At 56.3% G+C, this 17,259-nt stretch carries 17 protein-coding genes; 1 reads left to right on the top strand and 16 read right to left on the bottom strand.

Annotated elements, in window-relative coordinates; genetic code table 11:
- Position 1 precedes the first annotated feature (1 nt).
- From ugpE to livK, 10 genes are all read right to left on the bottom strand, one after another.
- Positions 2–847: a sn-glycerol-3-phosphate ABC transporter permease UgpE gene (ugpE, locus tag B3B59_RS16365; protein ID WP_046886785.1), complete on the bottom strand. Its 846-nt coding sequence runs from the start codon at positions 845–847 to the stop codon at positions 2–4.
- Positions 844–1,731, bottom strand: a complete 888-nt coding sequence (gene ugpA, locus B3B59_RS16360; protein WP_040078244.1) for a sn-glycerol-3-phosphate ABC transporter permease UgpA — start codon at positions 1,729–1,731, stop codon at positions 844–846. The genes ugpE and ugpA overlap by 4 nt, the downstream gene beginning before the upstream one ends.
- 116 nt (positions 1,732–1,847) lie before the next feature.
- Positions 1,848–3,164: a sn-glycerol-3-phosphate ABC transporter substrate-binding protein UgpB gene (gene ugpB, locus B3B59_RS16355; protein ID WP_040078243.1), complete on the bottom strand. Its 1,317-nt coding sequence runs from the start codon at positions 3,162–3,164 to the stop codon at positions 1,848–1,850.
- Between the two features lie 282 nt (positions 3,165–3,446).
- Entirely contained in the window at positions 3,447–3,815 is a 369-nt protein-coding gene (locus B3B59_RS16350; RefSeq protein WP_286809554.1) for a type II toxin-antitoxin system death-on-curing family toxin, read from the bottom strand.
- Positions 3,812–4,033 (bottom strand): type II toxin-antitoxin system Phd/YefM family antitoxin, encoded by a 222-nt coding sequence (locus B3B59_RS16345; protein ID WP_040078241.1) that lies wholly within the window; start codon positions 4,031–4,033, stop codon positions 3,812–3,814. Before B3B59_RS16345 ends, B3B59_RS16350 begins: the two co-directional genes overlap by 4 nt.
- 86 nt (positions 4,034–4,119) lie before the next feature.
- The gene (gene livF, locus B3B59_RS16340; RefSeq protein ID WP_046886786.1) at positions 4,120–4,833 is read right to left on the bottom strand and encodes a high-affinity branched-chain amino acid ABC transporter ATP-binding protein LivF; all 714 of its coding nucleotides are present in this window, start codon (positions 4,831–4,833) and stop codon (positions 4,120–4,122) included.
- Between the two features lies 1 nt (position 4,834).
- The gene (gene livG / locus B3B59_RS16335; RefSeq protein ID WP_046886787.1) at positions 4,835–5,602 is read right to left on the bottom strand and encodes a high-affinity branched-chain amino acid ABC transporter ATP-binding protein LivG; all 768 of its coding nucleotides are present in this window, start codon (positions 5,600–5,602) and stop codon (positions 4,835–4,837) included.
- Positions 5,599–6,876, bottom strand: a complete 1,278-nt coding sequence (locus tag B3B59_RS16330; protein ID WP_207292543.1) for a high-affinity branched-chain amino acid ABC transporter permease LivM — start codon at positions 6,874–6,876, stop codon at positions 5,599–5,601. The genes livG and B3B59_RS16330 overlap by 4 nt, the downstream gene beginning before the upstream one ends.
- Entirely contained in the window at positions 6,873–7,799 is a 927-nt protein-coding gene (gene livH, locus B3B59_RS16325; protein ID WP_040078237.1) for a high-affinity branched-chain amino acid ABC transporter permease LivH, read from the bottom strand. Before livH ends, B3B59_RS16330 begins: the two co-directional genes overlap by 4 nt.
- Positions 7,800–7,845: 46 nt before the next feature.
- The gene (livK, locus tag B3B59_RS16320; RefSeq protein WP_286809552.1) at positions 7,846–8,955 is read right to left on the bottom strand and encodes a high-affinity branched-chain amino acid ABC transporter substrate-binding protein LivK; all 1,110 of its coding nucleotides are present in this window, start codon (positions 8,953–8,955) and stop codon (positions 7,846–7,848) included.
- A gap of 423 nt (positions 8,956–9,378) precedes the next feature.
- On the opposite strand from livK, the gene panM reads away from it, so the two are divergent.
- The gene (gene panM / locus B3B59_RS16315; RefSeq protein ID WP_040078652.1) at positions 9,379–9,762 is read left to right on the top strand and encodes an aspartate 1-decarboxylase autocleavage activator PanM; all 384 of its coding nucleotides are present in this window, start codon (positions 9,379–9,381) and stop codon (positions 9,760–9,762) included.
- 178 nt (positions 9,763–9,940) lie between these two features.
- Here the strand turns inward: panM and livJ are convergent, their stop codons facing one another.
- From livJ to ftsY, 6 genes are all read right to left on the bottom strand, one after another.
- Positions 9,941–11,041, bottom strand: coding sequence for a branched chain amino acid ABC transporter substrate-binding protein LivJ (gene livJ, locus B3B59_RS16310; protein ID WP_072039552.1), 1,101 nt, complete (start codon positions 11,039–11,041; stop codon positions 9,941–9,943).
- Between the two features lie 229 nt (positions 11,042–11,270).
- A complete protein-coding gene (locus B3B59_RS16305; RefSeq protein WP_286809551.1) occupies positions 11,271–12,536 on the bottom strand; it encodes a 4-aminobutyrate--2-oxoglutarate transaminase in 1,266 nt (421 codons plus the stop codon).
- Between the two features lie 258 nt (positions 12,537–12,794).
- A complete protein-coding gene (gene rpoH / locus B3B59_RS16300; RefSeq protein WP_040078232.1) occupies positions 12,795–13,652 on the bottom strand; it encodes an RNA polymerase sigma factor RpoH in 858 nt (285 codons plus the stop codon).
- A gap of 255 nt (positions 13,653–13,907) precedes the next feature.
- Complete coding sequence (ftsX, locus tag B3B59_RS16295; RefSeq protein WP_040078231.1) at positions 13,908–14,963, bottom strand: permease-like cell division protein FtsX; 1,056 nt, start codon at positions 14,961–14,963, stop codon at positions 13,908–13,910.
- A complete protein-coding gene (gene ftsE, locus B3B59_RS16290) occupies positions 14,956–15,621 on the bottom strand; it encodes a cell division ATP-binding protein FtsE (protein ID WP_040078229.1) in 666 nt (221 codons plus the stop codon). The genes ftsX and ftsE overlap by 8 nt, the downstream gene beginning before the upstream one ends.
- Before the next feature lie 2 nt (positions 15,622–15,623).
- Positions 15,624–17,135, bottom strand: coding sequence for a signal recognition particle-docking protein FtsY (ftsY, locus tag B3B59_RS16285; protein WP_040078228.1), 1,512 nt, complete (start codon positions 17,133–17,135; stop codon positions 15,624–15,626).
- Positions 17,136–17,259 lie beyond the last annotated feature (124 nt).

The raw sequence follows: 17,259 nt of genomic DNA, 5'->3' as shown, positions 1-17,259 counted from the left end.
GTTATTTCTCGCTATCGACCAGGCCGCGGACAAATGCACGCTGCATGGCTAAAACTATGACGACGGGTGGGATAAGGGTGAGCAGCATCGCCGCCATCACCTGGTTCCAGAGGGTGGTGCCTTCGCCGGTGGCGATCATGCCTTTGATGCCTGCCACGGCCGTGCCGAGGTTGACGTCCTGAATAATCAACAGCGGCCACAGGTACTGGTTCCAGCCGTAGATAAAGGTGATCACAAACAGCGCCGCGAGGTTGGTGCGTGAGAGCGGTAGCACGATGTCGCGGAAAAAGCGCATCGGCGAGGCACCGTCGATACGCGCCGCTTCAATCAGCTCGTCCGGCAGGGTCATAAAGAACTGGCGGAACAGGAAAGTGGCGGTGGCCGAGGCCATCAGCGGCAGGGTTAAGCCCGCGTAGCTGTCGAGCATGCCGAGGTTAGCGATCACCTCCACCGTCGGGAAGATACGCACTTCTACCGGTAGCATCAGGGTGATGAAAATCATCCAGAAGAAGAGGTTACGCAGCGGAAAGCGGAACCAGACGATGGCGAAGGCCGAGAGCATCGAGACGGTGATTTTGCCCACCGTAATGCCAAACGCCATGATGAAGCTGTTGAGCATCATCAGCCAGAACGGCGCGCTGTTGGCGCCCACGCCCTGGGTCCAGATGGTCCTCATGTTTTCTAGCAGATGCGTGCCGGGGATCAGCGTCATTGGCGTATCAAACACCGCTTTGGTGTCCAGCGTGGCGGCCACAAAGGCCACGTACAGCGGGAACAGAATAACGACGATCCCCAGAATCAACATGGTATGGCTGAAAATCGTCAGCCCACGACGGTTCTCAATCATTGGTAGCGCACCTTACTTTCAACATAGCGGAACTGCACCACCGTCAGGAGGATGACGAGGAACATGAGCACGACGGACTGGGCGGCGGAGGCCGAGAGATCCAGGCCGGCGAAGCCTTCGCGATAGATCTTATAAATCAGGGTGGTGGTGGCCTGTACCGGGCCGCCTGCGGTGGCGGCGTCGATCACCGGGAAGGTGTCGAAGAAGGCGTAGACCAGATTGACCACCAGCAGGAAGAAACTCACCGGCGCGATTAGCGGCAGGGCAAGACGAAAGAAGCGGCGTACCGGGCCTGCACCATCAATGGCGGCGGCCTCTACCAGCGATCGCGGAATAGACTGCAGCGCGGCGAAGAAGAACAGGAAGTTGTAGCTGATCTGCTTCCACACCGAGGCGAAGACCACCAGGAACATCGCCTGACCGCTGTTCTGCGCATGGTTCCAGTCATAGCCGAGCTCTGCCAGGAAGTGGGTAATCAGCCCGCGCCCCGGATTAAACAGGAAGATCCACAGCACGGCGGCCACAGCAGGCGCCACGGCGTAGGGGAGCAGCATCAGGGTTTGATAGAGGCGGCTGCCGCGCACCACGTAATCCACCAGCGCGGCGAAGAACAGCGAGACGAGCAGGCCGCTGACGGTAACCAGCGCGCTGAATTTCATCGTTGTCCAGAATGCGTCGAGGTAATAGCTGTCGTGCCAGAGGGCAGCGAAATTATCCAGGCCAACAAACTGGCTGGAGAGCCCGAACGGATCGACGCTTTGTACCGAGTACCAGAGCGCTTCGCCCGCAGGCCAGATAAAGAAGATAACGGTGATAACCAGCTGCGGCGCGACCAGCAGATAGGGTAGCCAGCGGGAGCGGAACACCGGACGGGATGAGGACATAGGTTAGCTCAGGTAGTTTTTCACCCCTCACCCTAACCCTCTCCCCAAAGGGGAGAGGGGACGATGACACCCTCTCCCCTTTGGGGAGAGGGCCGGGGTGAGGGGATGAGTTTTAATTACGATTTCGTCGACTGTTCAAAGCGGCGCAGCAGCTGGTTCCCGCGCTCTACCGCAGAATCCAGCGCCTGCTGTGGCGTTTTCTTCCCGGTCCAGACGCTTTCCAGCTCTTCATCCACGATGGTACGGATCTGCGGCATGTTGCCCAGACGCAGACCTTTAGTGAACGGCAACGGCGGCTTGTTCAGCATCTGACGCGTGGCGATATCCGCCCCCGGGTTCTTCTCATAGAAGCCCTGCTCGCGGGTCAGGTCGTAGGCGGCTTTGGTGATCGGCAGGTAGCCGGTCTTCTGGTGCCATTCGGCCGCATTTTCTGGCTTCGCCAGGAAGTCGAGGAACTCGGCCACACCCTTGTAGGTGCCGTTATCTTTACCCTGCATGACCCACAGGCTCGCCCCGCCGATGATGGCGTTCTGCGGCGCGCCCTTCACGTCGGCGTCGTAAGGCATCATGCCCACGCCGTAATTGAATTTGGCGTAGTGACGGATGTCCGCCAGCGAGCCGGAGGAGGCGGTAGTGATAGCGCAGTCACCGCTGTAGAACTTCTCGGTGGATTCGTCTTTACGACCGAAGTAGCTGAAGTCGCCCTTCTTGTTCAGATCGGCAAGCAGCGCGATGTGTTTTACCTGCTCTGGCTTGTTGAACTCCAGCACTGCGTCGGTGCCGTCGAAGCCGTTGTTTTTGGTCGCCACCGGCAGGCCGTGCCAGGCGCTGAAGTTTTCAATCTGGATCCAGCCCTGCCAGCCGCTGGCGTAGCCGCACTTCATCCCTGCAGCTTTCAGCTTCGCAGTGTACTCGGCGAGATCCTGCCAGGTTTTTGGCGGCTGCTCCGGGTCTAAACCGGCTTTCTTAAAGGCGTCTTTGTTGTAGTACAGCACCGGGGTAGAGCTGTTGAACGGCTGAGACAGCAGGTGGCCGGTTTTGGAATCGGTGTAGTAACCGGAAACCGTCGGCACGAACTGGGATTCGTCGAAGTTGATGCCCGCGTCTTTAAACACTTCGTAGACCGGTTTGATGGCTTTCGAGGCCATCATGGTGGCAGTGCCCACTTCATATACCTGCAGCAAGGCCGGTGCGTTGCCGGTACGGAAGGCGGCGATGCCCGCGCTCAGGCTCTGCTCGTAGTTACCTTTGTACACCGGCACAATTTTGTAATCCGGGTGGGTGTCATTGAAACGCTGCGCCAGGGAGTCTACTTCTTTACCCAACTCCCCTTCCATGGAATGCCAGAATGGAATGGTAGTGACAGCCATTGCGTTCGTTGCAAAAGCCAGACCGATTGCCAGACCCAAAGCTGTGTGTCGTAACGATGTCATTGTCATCTCTCTTATTGTGCCGGATGCGCGATATCACGCGTTTTGTGCTCGCGAGGTAACATGACATGCTCGAATGACAGAAAAATAACTGTTTGTTTACAGATAGGTTACAACAAGACGTCAGGGGGATGATGGTTGTGTGAAGGGGATCGTTGCTGTTTGATGCCCTCACCCCGGCCCTCTCCCACGGGAGAGGGAGCAAACACTAAAAAAGGCAACGTACGTTGCCTTTTTGCTTTTACCTTGGTCTGGTACTTACCCACGCGAAGAGAAGGCTTCGGGCTAACAACGTAGACGCTGGACAACCTCGTCAAGCGTCAAATGCCCTGCCGCTGCCTCAACGGTCATATCCACATAATCGGGATTGGCCTTTAACGAAATACCATTACGTTTGAGAAACAGCAGGGTAATAAACAAAGCCGTTCGCTTATTGCCGTCATTGAAGATGTGACCGCGAGAGATAGCCAGCAGGTGCATCGCCGCCAGCATCCAGACATCGGTAACGCCTTCGTATTCGTACTTATTCAGCACGCGATACAGCAGGGCTTCCGCCCGGCCTGGATCCGGCATTCCCGCAACGCCCGGCGTCACGCTAAGCAGCTTGTCGTGAAACAGCACTATCTCTTCCGCTGAGATAAATTGCAGCGTCATTTGTCAGCCAGCTCCCTGATTTCGCTGCCATGAATACCCATAATGGCGTCAAACTCTGCGTCGAGCTTTGCCGTCTGATAGCGCTCAAACTCTTCCATACTGATGATCACCGCAGACTTATGACCACGACGTGAAATAGTGACTGGCGTTCCTGCTGCCGCGGACTCGAGCGCGGAGGCAAGATTCTGCCGGGCTTCGCTATAGTTCATTGTACGCATAGAGCCTCCTTTTAAGTACAGGTTTATTGTACAGGTAAGGCGTACAAAAAAGGAGCCAGATGGCTCCTTTTTAAAAGATGAATCTCTCAACCGCCCAAATACGCACTCCGCACGGCTTCGTTCGCCAGCAGCGCGTCGCCGGTATCGGACAGCACCACGCGACCGTTCTCCAGCACGTAGCCGCGGTCGGCGAGCTTCAGCGCCTGGTTGGCGTTCTGCTCGACGAGGAAGATGGTCATCCCCTCTTTGCGCAGCTGTTCGATGGTGTCGAAAATCTGCTGGATAATGATCGGCGCAAGGCCGAGCGAGGGTTCGTCAAGCAACAGCAAACGCGGCTGGCTCATCAGCGCGCGACCAATCGCCAGCATCTGCTGTTCACCGCCGGACATGGTGCCGGCACGCTGCACGCGACGCTCCCACAGACGCGGGAAGAGTTCGTATACCCATTTGATGCGGGTCTGAAACTGGTCGCGGTGGGCGAAGAAACCGCCCATCGCCAGGTTCTCTTCCACCGTCATGCGCGAGAAGACGCGGCGCCCTTCCGGAACAATCGCCACCGCCTCGCGCATGATTTTGGCGGTCTGCCAGTCGGTGATCTCTTTGCCGTCGAACACAATCTGCCCGCTGCTGGCGCGCGGGTCGCCGCACAGGGTGCCGAGCAGCGTGGTTTTACCCGCGCCGTTGGCCCCAATCAGGGTGACGATTTCGCCCTGATTAATGTGCAGGCTGACATCGTGCAGCGCCTGGATCTTACCGTAGTGCGCATTGACCTTGTCGAACGTTAACATCGCTTTTTCCATCTTATGCCTCACCCAGGTATGCGCGGATCACGTCCGGGTTGTTGCGGATCTCTTCCGGCGTGCCGTTGGCCAGCGGTGTGCCCTGATTTACCACGTAGATACGGTCAGAAATGCCCATCACCAGCTTCATATCGTGTTCGATAAGCAGGATGGTGGTGTCGTGATGATCGCGCAGCTCAGCAATCAGCTCGTCCAGCTCTTTGGTCTCTTTCGGGTTGAGGCCAGCGGCCGGTTCGTCGAGCATCAGAATTTCCGGCTGGGTCACCATGCAGCGGACAATCTCCAGACGACGCTGATCCCCGTAGGCCAGGTTACTCGCCTGGCGGTTAGCGTGCTGCAGCAGACCGATACGATCCAGCCAGGTAGCGGCGCGGTCGAGCGCTTCTTCCTGCGCGCGGCGGAAGGCCGGGGTTTTCAGCAGGCCGGAGAAGAGGCCGGTTTTAAGCTGCTGATGTTGCGCCACCAGCAGGTTCTCAATCACCGTCATTTCACGGAACAGGCGCACGTGCTGGAAGGTACGCACTACGCCCATGCGGGCAATCTGCTGGCCCGGCAGCCCTTCCAGGTGCTGCTCGCGCAGCATGATGGTGCCGCCCGTCGGCTTATAGAAGCCGGTCAGGCAGTTAAAGACCGTGGTCTTTCCTGCGCCGTTCGGGCCTATCAGGGAGACGATCTCTTTCTTATGCAGATCCAGATTCACATTGTTGACGGCCAGCAGGCCGCCAAAACGCATCATCAGACCGTTAACGGATAATAATGGCTGACTCATGCCTGCTCTCCTTTCACTTCCGCACGCTTAAGCTTCAACTGCGGACGGGTCATCGGCAGCAAGCCCTGCGGACGCCAGATCATCATCAGCACCATCAAACCACCCAGCATCAGCATGCTGTATTCGTTAAAGTCGCGCATCAGCTCGCGGGAGACCACCAGCAGGACGGCTGCAAGAATAACGGCGAACTGCGATCCCATCCCGCCCAGCACCACAATCGCCAGCACAAAGGCAGATTCGGCAAAGGTGAAGGATTCCGGGCTGACGAAGCCCTGACGCGCGGCAAACAGCGTTCCGGCAAAGCCGGCAAACGCGGCGCTGATGGTGAACGCGGTCAGCTTGATGCGGGTCGGGTTCAGACCCAGCGAGCGACAGGCGATCTCATCTTCACGCAGCGCTTCCCACGCGCGGCCCAGCGGCATGCGCAGCAGACGGTTAATCACGAATAGCGTGATGACCACCAGCAGCAGTGCCACCAGATAGAGCCAAATCACACGGTCGGACGGATCGTACTTAATGCCAAAAAAGTTGCTGAAGGTGTCCCAGCCGCCTTCGCGGGCGGTGCGGCTGAACTCCAGGCCGAAGAAGGTCGGTTTCGGGATCTGGCTAATGCCGTTCGGGCCGCCGGTCACTTCGGTGTTGTTGAGCAGCAGGATACGGACGATTTCACCGAAGCCTAAGGTCACAATCGCCAGATAGTCGCCGCGCAGGCGCAAGACCGGGAAGCCAAGCAGGAAGCCCGCAGCAGCCGAGACCAGCCCCGCCAGCGGCAGACAGGTCCAGAAGCCGAGGCCGTAATAGTGGTTCAGCAGCGCAAAGGTGTAGGCGCCGATGGCGTAGAAACCGCCGTAGCCCAGCACCAGCAGGCCCGACAGGCCCACCACCACGTTCAGACCGAGACCGAGGATTACGTAAATCATGGTCAGGGTGGCGATATCCACCGTGCCACGAGAGACCACGAACGGCCACGCTACCGCGGCCACCAGCAGCGCCACGAGGAACAGCTTCTGCTTAACGGTCGAGCCGTCGATTGCCGGCAGCACGAATTTCGGCCCTGAGACGTTTTTCAACGTCTTCTGGAAAATCGGGCGCAGCAGCTGGAAGAAGAAGACCACCGCCGTGCCGATAAATACCCACTGCCAGCGAATGTCAGCCGCGGAATCCACGACCAGTTTGGTACCACTCAGCTCCAGCTGGACGCCCATAAAGACGCCCGCCAGCACGAAGAACATGGCGGCAGAGAGCAGCGCCATCGCGAAATGCATCGGTTTCATACTTTCTCTACCTCCGGACGGCCCAGAATACCGGTAGGCATCACCAGCAGCACCAGAATCAGCAGGGCGAACGACACCACGTCTTTATATTCTGTACTCAGGTACGCCGAAGAGAGCGCTTCCGCCACGCCGAGGATCAGGCCGCCAATCATCGCGCCCGGGATACTGCCGATACCGCCCAGTACCGCTGCGGTGAAGGCCTTCATCCCGGCCATAAAGCCGATGTAAGGGTTGATTACGCCGTAGAACTGGCCGAGCAGGACACCTGCCACGGCAGCCATCGCCGCGCCGATCACGAAGGTCAGGGCGATCACGCGGTCGGTGTTAATCCCAAGCAGGCTCGCCATTTTCAAATCTTCCGCGCAGGCGCGGCAGGCGCGTCCCATGCGGGAGTAGCGGATAAAAATAGTCAGGGCGAGCATCGCCAGGAAGGTCACGATCCAGATCACCAGCTGCATGGTGGTGATAGAGGCAGAGAAGTTCTCGCTGGCCCCCACAATCCACTGGCCGTTGAACAGGCTTGGCAGCGCCACATCGCGCGAACCTTCGGTCAGGCTGACGTAGTTTTGCAGGAAAATGGACATCCCGATGGCGGAGATCAGCGCAATCAGGCGTTTGGAGCTGCGCACCGGCCGGTAGGCGACGCGCTCGATGCTCCAGCCGTAGGCGCTGGCGATCACAATCGCGCCGACAAACCCGGCGGCGACCAGCAGCCAGCTGCTGTCGATGCCCATCATCATTAGCGCGGCGATGATCATAAAGGAGACATAACTACCGATCATGTACACCTCGCCGTGGGCGAAGTTGATCATGCCGATAATGCCGTAAACCATGGTGTAGCCGATAGCGATCAGCGCGTAGGTGCTTCCCAGCGTGACGCCGTTAAACATCTGCTGCAGGAAATAGAGAAACTGCTCGGACATATGCAAACCTTTTTATACCCGCCCGGAGAGCCGGGCGGTGGGATAATTATTTGGCGGCCGAAGACGAACCATCGGCGTGCCACTTAAAGACACCAAACTCAAATCCCTTCAGATCGCCTTTCTCATCCCAGTTCAGCGGCCCAATCACGGTGTTCGCCCCGTGTGCTTTTAAATCTTTCACCAGATCCAGCGGCTCTTTGCTGCCGGTACGCTCCAGCGCCGTGGCCAGAGACTGCACGGCGGCATAGGTGATCCAGACATACGGACCACTTGGATCTTTTTTCTGCGCCTTGAGCGCATCCACGATAGCTTTGTTTGCCGGATCCTGGTCATAGCGTTTTGGCATCGTGACCAGCATGCCTTCGCCCGCATCGCCCGCGATGTTAGAGAGGGAGGCGTTGCCCACCCCCTCTGGTCCCATAAACTGGGTTTTCAGACCGGTAGCGCGCGCCTGGCGCAGCATCTGACCCATTTCCGGGTAGTAGCCGCCGTAATAGACGAAGTCGATGTTCTCTTTTTGCAGGCGGGCAATCAGCGCGGAGAAGTCTTTCTCACCGGCGGTAATGCCATCGAATAAGACCACGTTCGCATTGCCTTTTTTCAGGCCGTCCTGCACGGAGCGCGCCAGCCCTTCTCCATACTGCTGCTTATCGTGAATGATGGCGATGCGCTTTGGCTTAACGGTCTCGAGAATGTATTTGGCGGCGGTCGGCCCCTGAGAGGAGTCGAGCCCGGCGGTACGCATAATGTGCTCATAGCCGCGCTGGGTCAGCTCCGGGTTAGTGGCGCCCGGGGTGATCATCAGAATGCCTTCATCTTCGTAGATATCAGACGCCGGCTGAGTTGAAGAGGAGCAGAGGTGACCAATCACGTACTGGATACCATCGTTAACCACTTTGTTGGCTACGGCGACGGCCTGTTTAGGGTCGCAGGCATCGTCATACTCGACGGCCACCAGTTTGTCGCCTTTGATACCGCCTTTAGCGTTGATATCCTGGATAGCCTGACGCGCGCCGTTAAACTCCATATCACCCCACTGGGCAACAGGACCGGACAGCGCGCCTACCACGGCAACTTTAATCTCTTCCGCTATCGCTGCCTGCGAAATTGCCAGTGCAACCATCCCCGCGATTAATGCTTTCGCGTTCCTTTTCATCTGTGAATCCCCATTCGTGACGTGATGTTTATATTTTGTTTTATTATGGTTAAAAAGCATTCTGTACTTTTAATGAACAACGCTATTTTTACCAGTGCCTTTAATGGTTTAGCGCAGTTTTTTGGCAAAAACCAGACTAAAATCTCTATTTTTCAGGCGATTAAGCAAAGATAATATTCTGAAATTAGTCGGAGATAAACAAATAAAAGTGGAGTTTGCAGCATAAAATAACGGTACAAAGCGCGGAATAAAACGCTGCCTTACAGGGTAATATTCTGCTTATTTTTCGATCCCTGCGTTTTATCCCTACCCATGCGACTGCTAAAAAAGTAATCACCTGGATAATGGATTAAAAAAGAGGACGCCGGTCAGGATATAAATTGAGTACACTGCCCCTACTTTTTAAATGTGGACATGCTGCTAATGAAACTGACTATCATTCGTCTGGTGACCTTTAGCGACCAGGATCATATCGACCTGGGCAAAATCTGGCCGGAATACTCCCCCTCTTCTCTGAACGTTGATGACACCCATCGTATTTACGCTGCCCGTTTTAACGAACGTCTGCTGGCCGCCGTTCGCGTGACCCTGAGCGGTACGCAGGGCGCGCTGGACTCGCTGCGCGTGCGTGACGTGACCCGCCGTCGTGGCGTGGGGCAGTATTTAATTGAAGAGGTGATCCGCGATAACCCGAGCGTGACGTCATGGTGGATGGCGGATGTCGGTGTGGAGGACCGCGGCGTGATGGCGGCATTTATGCAGGCTTTAGGGTTTACGGCGCAGACCAATGGGTGGGAGAAGCGCTAGATTTTTGCGGTTAGGTATGTGCGGCCTGATGCCCTCACCCCGGCCCTCTCCCACAGGGAGAGGGAGAAAGGCGGTTCCGGCACTCCCTTCCCTCAGCGAGCGGGAGAAAAGCCCCCACCAAACAGTCCCCTCTCCCCGTGGGAGAGGGTTAGGGTGAGGGCATCAAACCGCACCAGTCTTACTTAGCGTCGGTCGCCGTACCGTTAGCATGCCAGTCAAACACGCCAAACTCGAAGCCCTTCAGGTCGCCCTTCTCATCCCATGACAGCGGCCCCATTACGGTTTCAACAGAGTTCGCTTTCAGCCAGGTAGCAATCTCAGCCGGATCGGCTGACTGGTTCAGACCCGCCTGCAGAGACTGCAGCGCCGCGTAGGTAGTCCAGACGAACGCGCCGCTTGGATCCTGTTTCTTCGCTTTGATTGCATCTACGATCGGTTTGTTCGCAGGCACCTGGTCGTAGTTCTTCGGCTTGGTCACCAGCAGACCTTCGGCAGACTCACCCGCAATGTTAGACAGGGAGACGTTCGCAACCCCTTCCGGACCCATAAACTGGGTTTTCAGACCGGCAGCGCGTGCCTGACGCAGGATCTGGCCCATCTCCGGGTGATAACCACCGTAGTAGACGAAATCGATATTCTCTTTCTTCAGACGCGCCACCAGCGTAGAGAAGTCTTTCTCACCGGCGGTAATACCGTCAAAGAAGACCACATTGGCGTTGGCTTTTTTCAGGTTATCCTGCACCGCGCGCGCCAGGCCTTCACCGTACTGCTGTTTGTCGTGAACGATAGCGATACGCTGTGGCTTCACTTTTTCCAGAATGTATTTCGCCGCGGTTGGCCCCTGGTCGGAATCCAGACCGGTGGTACGCAGGGTCAGTTTGTAACCACGTGAAGTCAGCTCCGGTGCGGTAGCTGCCGGGGTAATCATCAGAATGCCTTCGTCTTCGTAGATATCAGACGCAGGCTGCGTGGATGAGGAGCACAGGTGGCCGATAACGTATTTAATCCCATCGTTTACCACTTTGTTCGCTACCGCGACCGCTTGTTTCGGGTCACAGGCGTCATCATATTTTACGATCTGCAGTTTTTCGCCTTTGATGCCGCCTTTGGCATTAATGTCTGCAACCGCCTGCTCTGCGCCCGTAAACTCCTGATCGCCGTACTGTGCTACCGGGCCGGACATGGCGCCCACAACCGCCACTTTAATATCTGCTTGGGCCATGGTGCTGAATGCCAGCGCGATACATCCTGCCAGTAACGCTTTACCCTTCATGTTCATCCTGAGAATCCCCATTGTTATGGTTTTTGCAATTGTTGTGATGTTGTTGTGCGGCACATTATTTTTCTTATCGGCATAAGAAAAGCATATGATAGTTATATTTTGGTGTGCTGCCGGTGCCAAAGCAGCATACTCTGCTAAAACATACCCCATTTTCATGGATATGGAATAGCTAATTTGAAATGAATATATGATAAACCCGGCAGTTTTTTCTGCCGGGTAAAAGGCTTTAACGTGTCAGCGCCGCAGAAATAATATCCAGCGCTTTACGGAACTGAGCTTCGGGAAGGGTAAGCGGATAGAGGAAACGAATCACGTTGCCATACACGCCGCAACTTAGCAGCAGTAGCCCCTCTTTCAGGGCGCGCTCCTGGACCTGCCGCGTAAATTCCGGCGAGGGCTGTCCGGTTTGCGGGTCGTTGAACTCCACCGCCACCATTGAGCCCTGGGCACGGATATCGGCGATATAAGGGCAACTCTCTTTGGCGTTGTTCAGTACTTCCACCAAATGATGACCGAGATGCGCCGCACGTGCGCAGAGATCCTCTTCATCGATCACGTCCAGCACCGCATGGGCTGCTGCAATCGCCAGCGGATTACCCGCATAGGTGCCGCCCAGACCGCCCGGCGCGGGGGCGTCCATCACCTCTGCGCGCCCCGAGACCGCCGAGAGCGGCATCCCGCCCGCCAGGCTTTTCGCCATGGTGATGAGATCCGCCTTTACGCGGTGATGTTCCATTGAGAAGAGTTTGCCGGTACGGGCAAAGCCCGTTTGGACTTCATCGGCAATCAGCAAAATGCCGTGGTTATCGCAGATGGCGCGCAGCCCCAGCATAAAATCGTCGGGGGCCACGTTGAACCCGCCTTCGCCCTGCACCGGTTCAATGATGATGGCTGCCACCTGATCCGGGGCGATGTCGGTTTTAAACAGGCGTTCCACGCTTTGCAGCGCCTCAGCGGTGCTTACCCCGTGCAGTTCGTTGGGAAATTGCGCATGGTAGACCGAGCCGGGGAAAGGGCCGAATCCCAGTTTATAGGGTGCCACTTTGCCTGTGAGGGCCATGGTCATAAAGGTGCGGCCATGGAAGGCACCGCCAAAGGTGATAAGGCCTGGACGACGGGTCCAGGCGCGGGCGATCTTCACCGCATTTTCAACCGCTTCTGCGCCGGTTGAGAAGAAGGCGGTTTTGGCCGGCCCGTCGATCGGCACGCGGGCATTAATGCGCTCTGCGAGGGCGACATAGCCTTCGTACGGGACAATCTGGTAGGCGGTATGCGTAAAGGCGTGAAGCTGTTTTTCGATGGCGGCGATGACTTTTGGATGACGATGGCCGGTGTTCAGCACCGCGATCCCGGCGGCGAAGTCGATGTATTCGTTGCCTTCCACGTCCCACACCGTGGCGTTTTCGGCTTTATCGGCATAGAAGTTACACATCACCCCAATGCCGCGCGGCGTGGCCTGCAAGCGCCGGTCATTAAGTTCTTTGTTGTTCACCTTATCCCCCTGAGGATCGCATGCGTAGCGCATCAGTAAGTGTTTGCCAGGGGGTAAAATTTCGCCAGAGTGGGCGTTAAAAAAACAGAACCCCCGGATTCACATCCAGGGGCTTTTATCCTTCATATTTCAAGCCGCAGGTACGTTGGCTGCTCTCGTTCACCCGAATCACTTACTCATGTAAGCTCATCGGGATTCACTCATTTGCCGCCTTCCTGCAGCCTGAACTATTTCGGCTAAGCGGGGACCTCGCAGAAATTACGCTTCAATAGCGGCGCGAAGTTTTTTCATGGCGTTCTTTTCAAGCTGACGCACACGTTCAGCGGAGACGCCGTAGCGGTCGGCCAGCTCCTGCAGGGTGGACTTGTTGTCTTCGTCCAGCCAGCGGGCACGGATAATATCCTGGCTACGCTCGTCGAGGCCTTCCATCGCAAAGCTCAGCTTGTTGGCGGCCTGATCTTCCCAGTTGTCCTCTTCAATGCCGTCAGCAAAGTTAGAGGTTTTATCCTGTAGATACAGAACCGGTGCCATCGGCTGGCTGTCGGACGCATCGTCGTCGGAAGACATGTCAAAGGTCATGTCCTGGGCGGCCATACGGGATTCCATCTCACGCACGTCTTTACTGGTTACACCCAGCTCGCGCGCCACCATTTCCACTTCATCCTGATTAAACCAGCCCAGACGCTGCTTGGTTTTACGCAGGTTAAAGAAGAGTTTGCGTTGCGCTTTCGTCGTGGCGACCTTCACGATACGCCAGTTACGCAGTACGTATTCGTGAATTTCCGCTTTGATCCAGTGCACGGCGAAGGAGACCAGTCGCACACCCACTTCCGGGTTAAAGCGACGTACAGCCTTCATCAGGCCAATGTTACCTTCCTGAATCAAGTCCGCCTGCGGCAGGCCGTAGCCCGAGTAATTACGAGCAACGTGAACAACAAAGCGCAGGTGAGACAGGATCAGCGTCTTAGCTGCTTCCAGATCGCCCTGGTAATGCAGCTTTTCAGCAAGCTCCTTTTCTTCCTCGGCCGTTAACATCGGCCAGGTGTTCGCAGCCCGGATGTAAGACTCCAGGTTACCAACAGGGGCTAAAGCTAAAGTTTGCATTTCTTTGGTCATTCATTCCTCTCAATATGATCTCTTCTGGTCCAGGTTATCCCCATCAGGCAATAACCATGCCAAAGCGTTTGAGCAACGAGAATAGCATCCACTCTTGTATCAGACAGTGATTTTATCCACAAGTTCCAGGTGCAACGGTGAATAAATTACGCACAAATTGTGACATGGAGATGATACTGCGGGGAAGAGACAACAGGGAGCTCTTTCCCTGCAGAGCGACAACTCGGTGCAGGGAAAGATTATATCACGCTTTTATTATTCCGGAGTAAAGCGACGTAAATGTTGGACGGTAGCAAGCCAGGCTGCGACCCACCCAATCATTGAGCAAACCAGCAGTAATAACAGGCACTCATCGAACCCTAAGCCACTGATATCAAACTTAGTTCCGAAAACCTGCGCCACTTCAGTAACGGCAGAAGAGAGCCGCATCACCAAAATTTCTGACAATATCAGTGAAAGAAATGCGCCGGTAAAACCGAGCAGCGCCCCGCCGTAGAGGAATGGACGCAGGATAAAGCCATCCGTTGCGCCGATCAGCTTTTGCACGTTGATAGTATCGCGACGGGCAAAGATGCTCAGACGCACGCTGTTACCAATGACGAGGAACACCGCCGCGACCATTAGCACGCCAATCATTGCCGCCACGCGCCCCACCAGCCCGGTAAGCGCCGCCAGGCGCGCGAACCAGCTATCGTCCATGCGCACTTCATCGATACCGTTAATGCGGGAAACCCGGTCACGCAGCGTGTTCAACGAATCCGTGCCCTGGAAATCAATTTTCGGGATCACCACCGCCACGGCGGGTAACGGGTTCTCTTCCAGCATATCCAGCGCGCCGCCAAAGCCAGACCAATTACGGAACTCCCCCAGCGCCTCTTCACGCGAAAGGTAGTTAACCTTCTCTACCCCCTGCTCGGCCTGGATCTGCCCCACAACCTGCGCCGCAGCGTTGTCATCGAGCGCTTTATCAAGGTAGACGGTGATTTGCGGCGATGGGTAATACTGCGACGCCGCCTGGTTTACGTTTTTGTAGACCATGTAGCAGACGCTGGGCAGCGTCAGGGAGATGGCGATCACCATCACCGTGAGGAAGGTCGCCAGCGGCTTGCTTTTCAGATCCTGCAGTGCGCCCTGGAAGGCGTAGCGAACCTGCTCGTTAAAGACGTTAGTTTTTCGCGAGTTTGGTTTCGGGGCGGCTTTCGCACGTCTCGGTTGATTGCGATTGCCGTCACCTCCGCTATGCGGTTTGCGGAAACGGTCGAATTTGCTGCCAAACTGGCGGATCTGGTTGATTGCGTCGCGCTTATTCACCAAGGCCTCCGTGCAGGTGCCCGTCGCTGAGCGTCAGCATGCGGTACGAACGACGGGAGATAAGGCCCAAATCGTGCGTCGCCATCAATACCGTCACCCCAACGCGGTTAAACTCCTCAAACAGACGCAAAATCCCTTCGGAGAGGGCTTCGTCCAGGTTTCCGGTCGGTTCATCCGCCAGCAGAACGGCAGGCTTGTTCACCACCGCTCGGGCGATGCCCACGCGCTGCTGTTCACCGCCGGAAAGCTGAATCGGAAAGTTCTTCGCTTTGTCCAGCAGCCCAACCTTGTCCAGCGCCGCAGAGACGCGACGACGGATATCATCATAGCTGGCCCCGGCAATAATCAGCGGGATCGCCACGTTATCGAAAACGGTGCGATCCATCAGCAGATGGTGATCCTGGAAAATCATGCCGATCTGACGACGCAGAAACGGCACTTCACGGTTTTTCAGACGGCTAATATCGTGGCCGCTAAACCAGATTTTCCCGGCGCTTGGCCGTTCGATCCCACAGATCAGCTTGAGCAGGGTACTTTTCCCCGCGCCGGAATGGCCGGTCAGGAATGCCATCTCGCCCGGCTGCAGGTGGAAGGTAACCCCCTGCAGCGCTTGTCTCCCACCGAGATAGGCCTTGCTGACGTGTTCAAAGCGAATCATTGTTAATCCTCTCGGGCAAATAGTGCCTCAATAAAGTCGTCCGATTTAAACGGACGCAAATCCTCGATACGTTCGCCAACACCAATGTAGCGGATAGGAATACCGAACTGATCTGCCACGGAGAAAATTACCCCGCCTTTTGCGGTGCCGTCCAGTTTTGTCAGCGTAATACCGGTCAACCCTACCGCTTCATGGAACAATTTCGCCTGGCTAATGGCGTTCTGTCCGGTGCTGGCGTCAATGGTCAGCATAATTTCATGCGGTGCGTCTTCATCCAGCTTCTTCATGACGCGAACAATCTTCTTCAGCTCTTCCATCAGGTGCGATTTGTTCTGCAAGCGCCCGGCGGTATCGGCAATCAGCACATCCACGTTACGCGCCTTCGCGGCCTGGATGGCGTCGAAGATCACGGAGGCGGAGTCTGCGCCGGTATGCTGAGCAATGACCGGAATGTTGTTGCGCTGGCCCCACACCTGCAGCTGCTCAACCGCGGCCGCACGGAAGGTATCGCCCGCCGCCAGCATCACCGATTTGCCCTGCTGCTCGAACTGACGCGCCAGCTTACCGATGGTGGTGGTTTTCCCTACGCCGTTAACGCCAACCATCAGAATAACAAAGGGCATTTTGCCTTCAATATTAAGCGGTTCGTCAACTTTTGCGAGGATTTCACCCATCTCGTCTTTCAGCAGACCGTACAGCGCTTCAGCATCGCGCAGCTGTTTGCGGTTTGCGCCTTCGGTGAGACTGGCGATAATTTTTCGCGTGGTCTCAACACCGACGTCGGCAATCAGCAGCTGTTCTTCCAGCTCTTCAAACAGATCATCGTCGATTTTTTTGCCGCGGAACAGGCTGATAAATCCGGAACCGAGGTTTTCTTTAGTTTTAAGCAAGCTGCGCTTCAGACGAGCGAAGAACCCCTCTTTCGTCGGTTTTTCTTGCTCCTGCACGGCCTCATCTTCTGGCTGCGCTTCCACTGGCACGACCATGACCGCTTCTTCAGCGGCCTCGGCTGCCAGCGCCTGGGCTTCCAGCTCTTCGTCGGTGAGTTCCGGTTCGCGTTCTGCTTCCTCTTCCACCGCGTCGACAATCTCGACAGTTTCCGCTTCGGCCTGCCACTCTTCGGCTGAGACCGCTTCGGCTTTCACCTCTTCCGGCAGCGGCAGCGCTTCGTGTTCGATAACCGCCTGCGGGGTTGGCTCAACCTTCTTCTCGGTTACCGGCTCTGGTTGTTCGACAGGCTCAACGTCAGGGAGAGGCTCAGGCTCAACCGGCTGCGGTTTTTCGCTCTCCTGTACCTGCTCCGTGACCTCGACAACCTCTTCGGCAAAGGCCTCTGTCTCTTCTTTCGAATGAGCGTGCTCTTCCGCTGCGGGTTCAGCAATCGCTTCTACTGGCGTTTCAGGCTCGGGCTGCGCGTCAACAGCCTGCTGCTCTTCAACCTGCTGTTCGGTTTCCTGCTCTTTCTGCCCAAAGCCCAGCCAGGAAAAGAAGCCACGTTTTTTCTCTTTTGCCATTTGCGACTACACCCCTCGCGGTTAATTTCCGGCGCTATATACATGGAAGCTAAAAAAATGATGAAATAGTTTATCACTTAACTTAACGCACATCACCGCCTGCAAGCGCAGGCCCAATGAGTGA

This window comes from Leclercia sp. UBA2479 (assembly GCF_002341985.1).
Lineage (GTDB): Bacteria > Pseudomonadota > Gammaproteobacteria > Enterobacterales > Enterobacteriaceae > Enterobacter > Enterobacter pneumoniae.
This window is presented reverse-complemented; position numbering and strand designations above follow the sequence as displayed.

Excerpts from the sequence above, each read along its gene's own strand:
- ugpE (WP_046886785.1), bottom strand. The coding sequence starts at position 847 with ATGATTGAGAACCGTCGTGGGCTGACGATTTTCAGCCATACCATGTTG.
- ugpA (WP_040078244.1), bottom strand. The coding sequence starts at position 1,731 with ATGTCCTCATCCCGTCCGGTGTTCCGCTCCCGCTGGCTACCCTATCTG.
- ugpB (WP_040078243.1), bottom strand. The coding sequence starts at position 3,164 with ATGACATCGTTACGACACACAGCTTTGGGTCTGGCAATCGGTCTGGCT.
- B3B59_RS16350 (WP_286809554.1), bottom strand. The coding sequence starts at position 3,815 with ATGACGCTGCAATTTATCTCAGCGGAAGAGATAGTGCTGTTTCACGAC.
- B3B59_RS16345 (WP_040078241.1), bottom strand. The coding sequence starts at position 4,033 with ATGCGTACAATGAACTATAGCGAAGCCCGGCAGAATCTTGCCTCCGCG.
- livF (WP_046886786.1), bottom strand. The coding sequence starts at position 4,833 with ATGGAAAAAGCGATGTTAACGTTCGACAAGGTCAATGCGCACTACGGT.
- livG (WP_046886787.1), bottom strand. The coding sequence starts at position 5,602 with ATGAGTCAGCCATTATTATCCGTTAACGGTCTGATGATGCGTTTTGGC.
- B3B59_RS16330 (WP_207292543.1), bottom strand. The coding sequence starts at position 6,876 with ATGAAACCGATGCATTTCGCGATGGCGCTGCTCTCTGCCGCCATGTTC.
- livH (WP_040078237.1), bottom strand. The coding sequence starts at position 7,799 with ATGTCCGAGCAGTTTCTCTATTTCCTGCAGCAGATGTTTAACGGCGTC.
- livK (WP_286809552.1), bottom strand. The coding sequence starts at position 8,955 with ATGAAAAGGAACGCGAAAGCATTAATCGCGGGGATGGTTGCACTGGCA.
- panM (WP_040078652.1), top strand. The coding sequence starts at position 9,379 with ATGAAACTGACTATCATTCGTCTGGTGACCTTTAGCGACCAGGATCAT.
- livJ (WP_072039552.1), bottom strand. The coding sequence starts at position 11,041 with ATGAACATGAAGGGTAAAGCGTTACTGGCAGGATGTATCGCGCTGGCA.
- rpoH (WP_040078232.1), bottom strand. The coding sequence starts at position 13,652 with ATGACCAAAGAAATGCAAACTTTAGCTTTAGCCCCTGTTGGTAACCTG.
- ftsE (WP_040078229.1), bottom strand. The coding sequence starts at position 15,621 with ATGATTCGCTTTGAACACGTCAGCAAGGCCTATCTCGGTGGGAGACAA.
- ftsY (WP_040078228.1), bottom strand. The coding sequence starts at position 17,135 with ATGGCAAAAGAGAAAAAACGTGGCTTCTTTTCCTGGCTGGGCTTTGGG.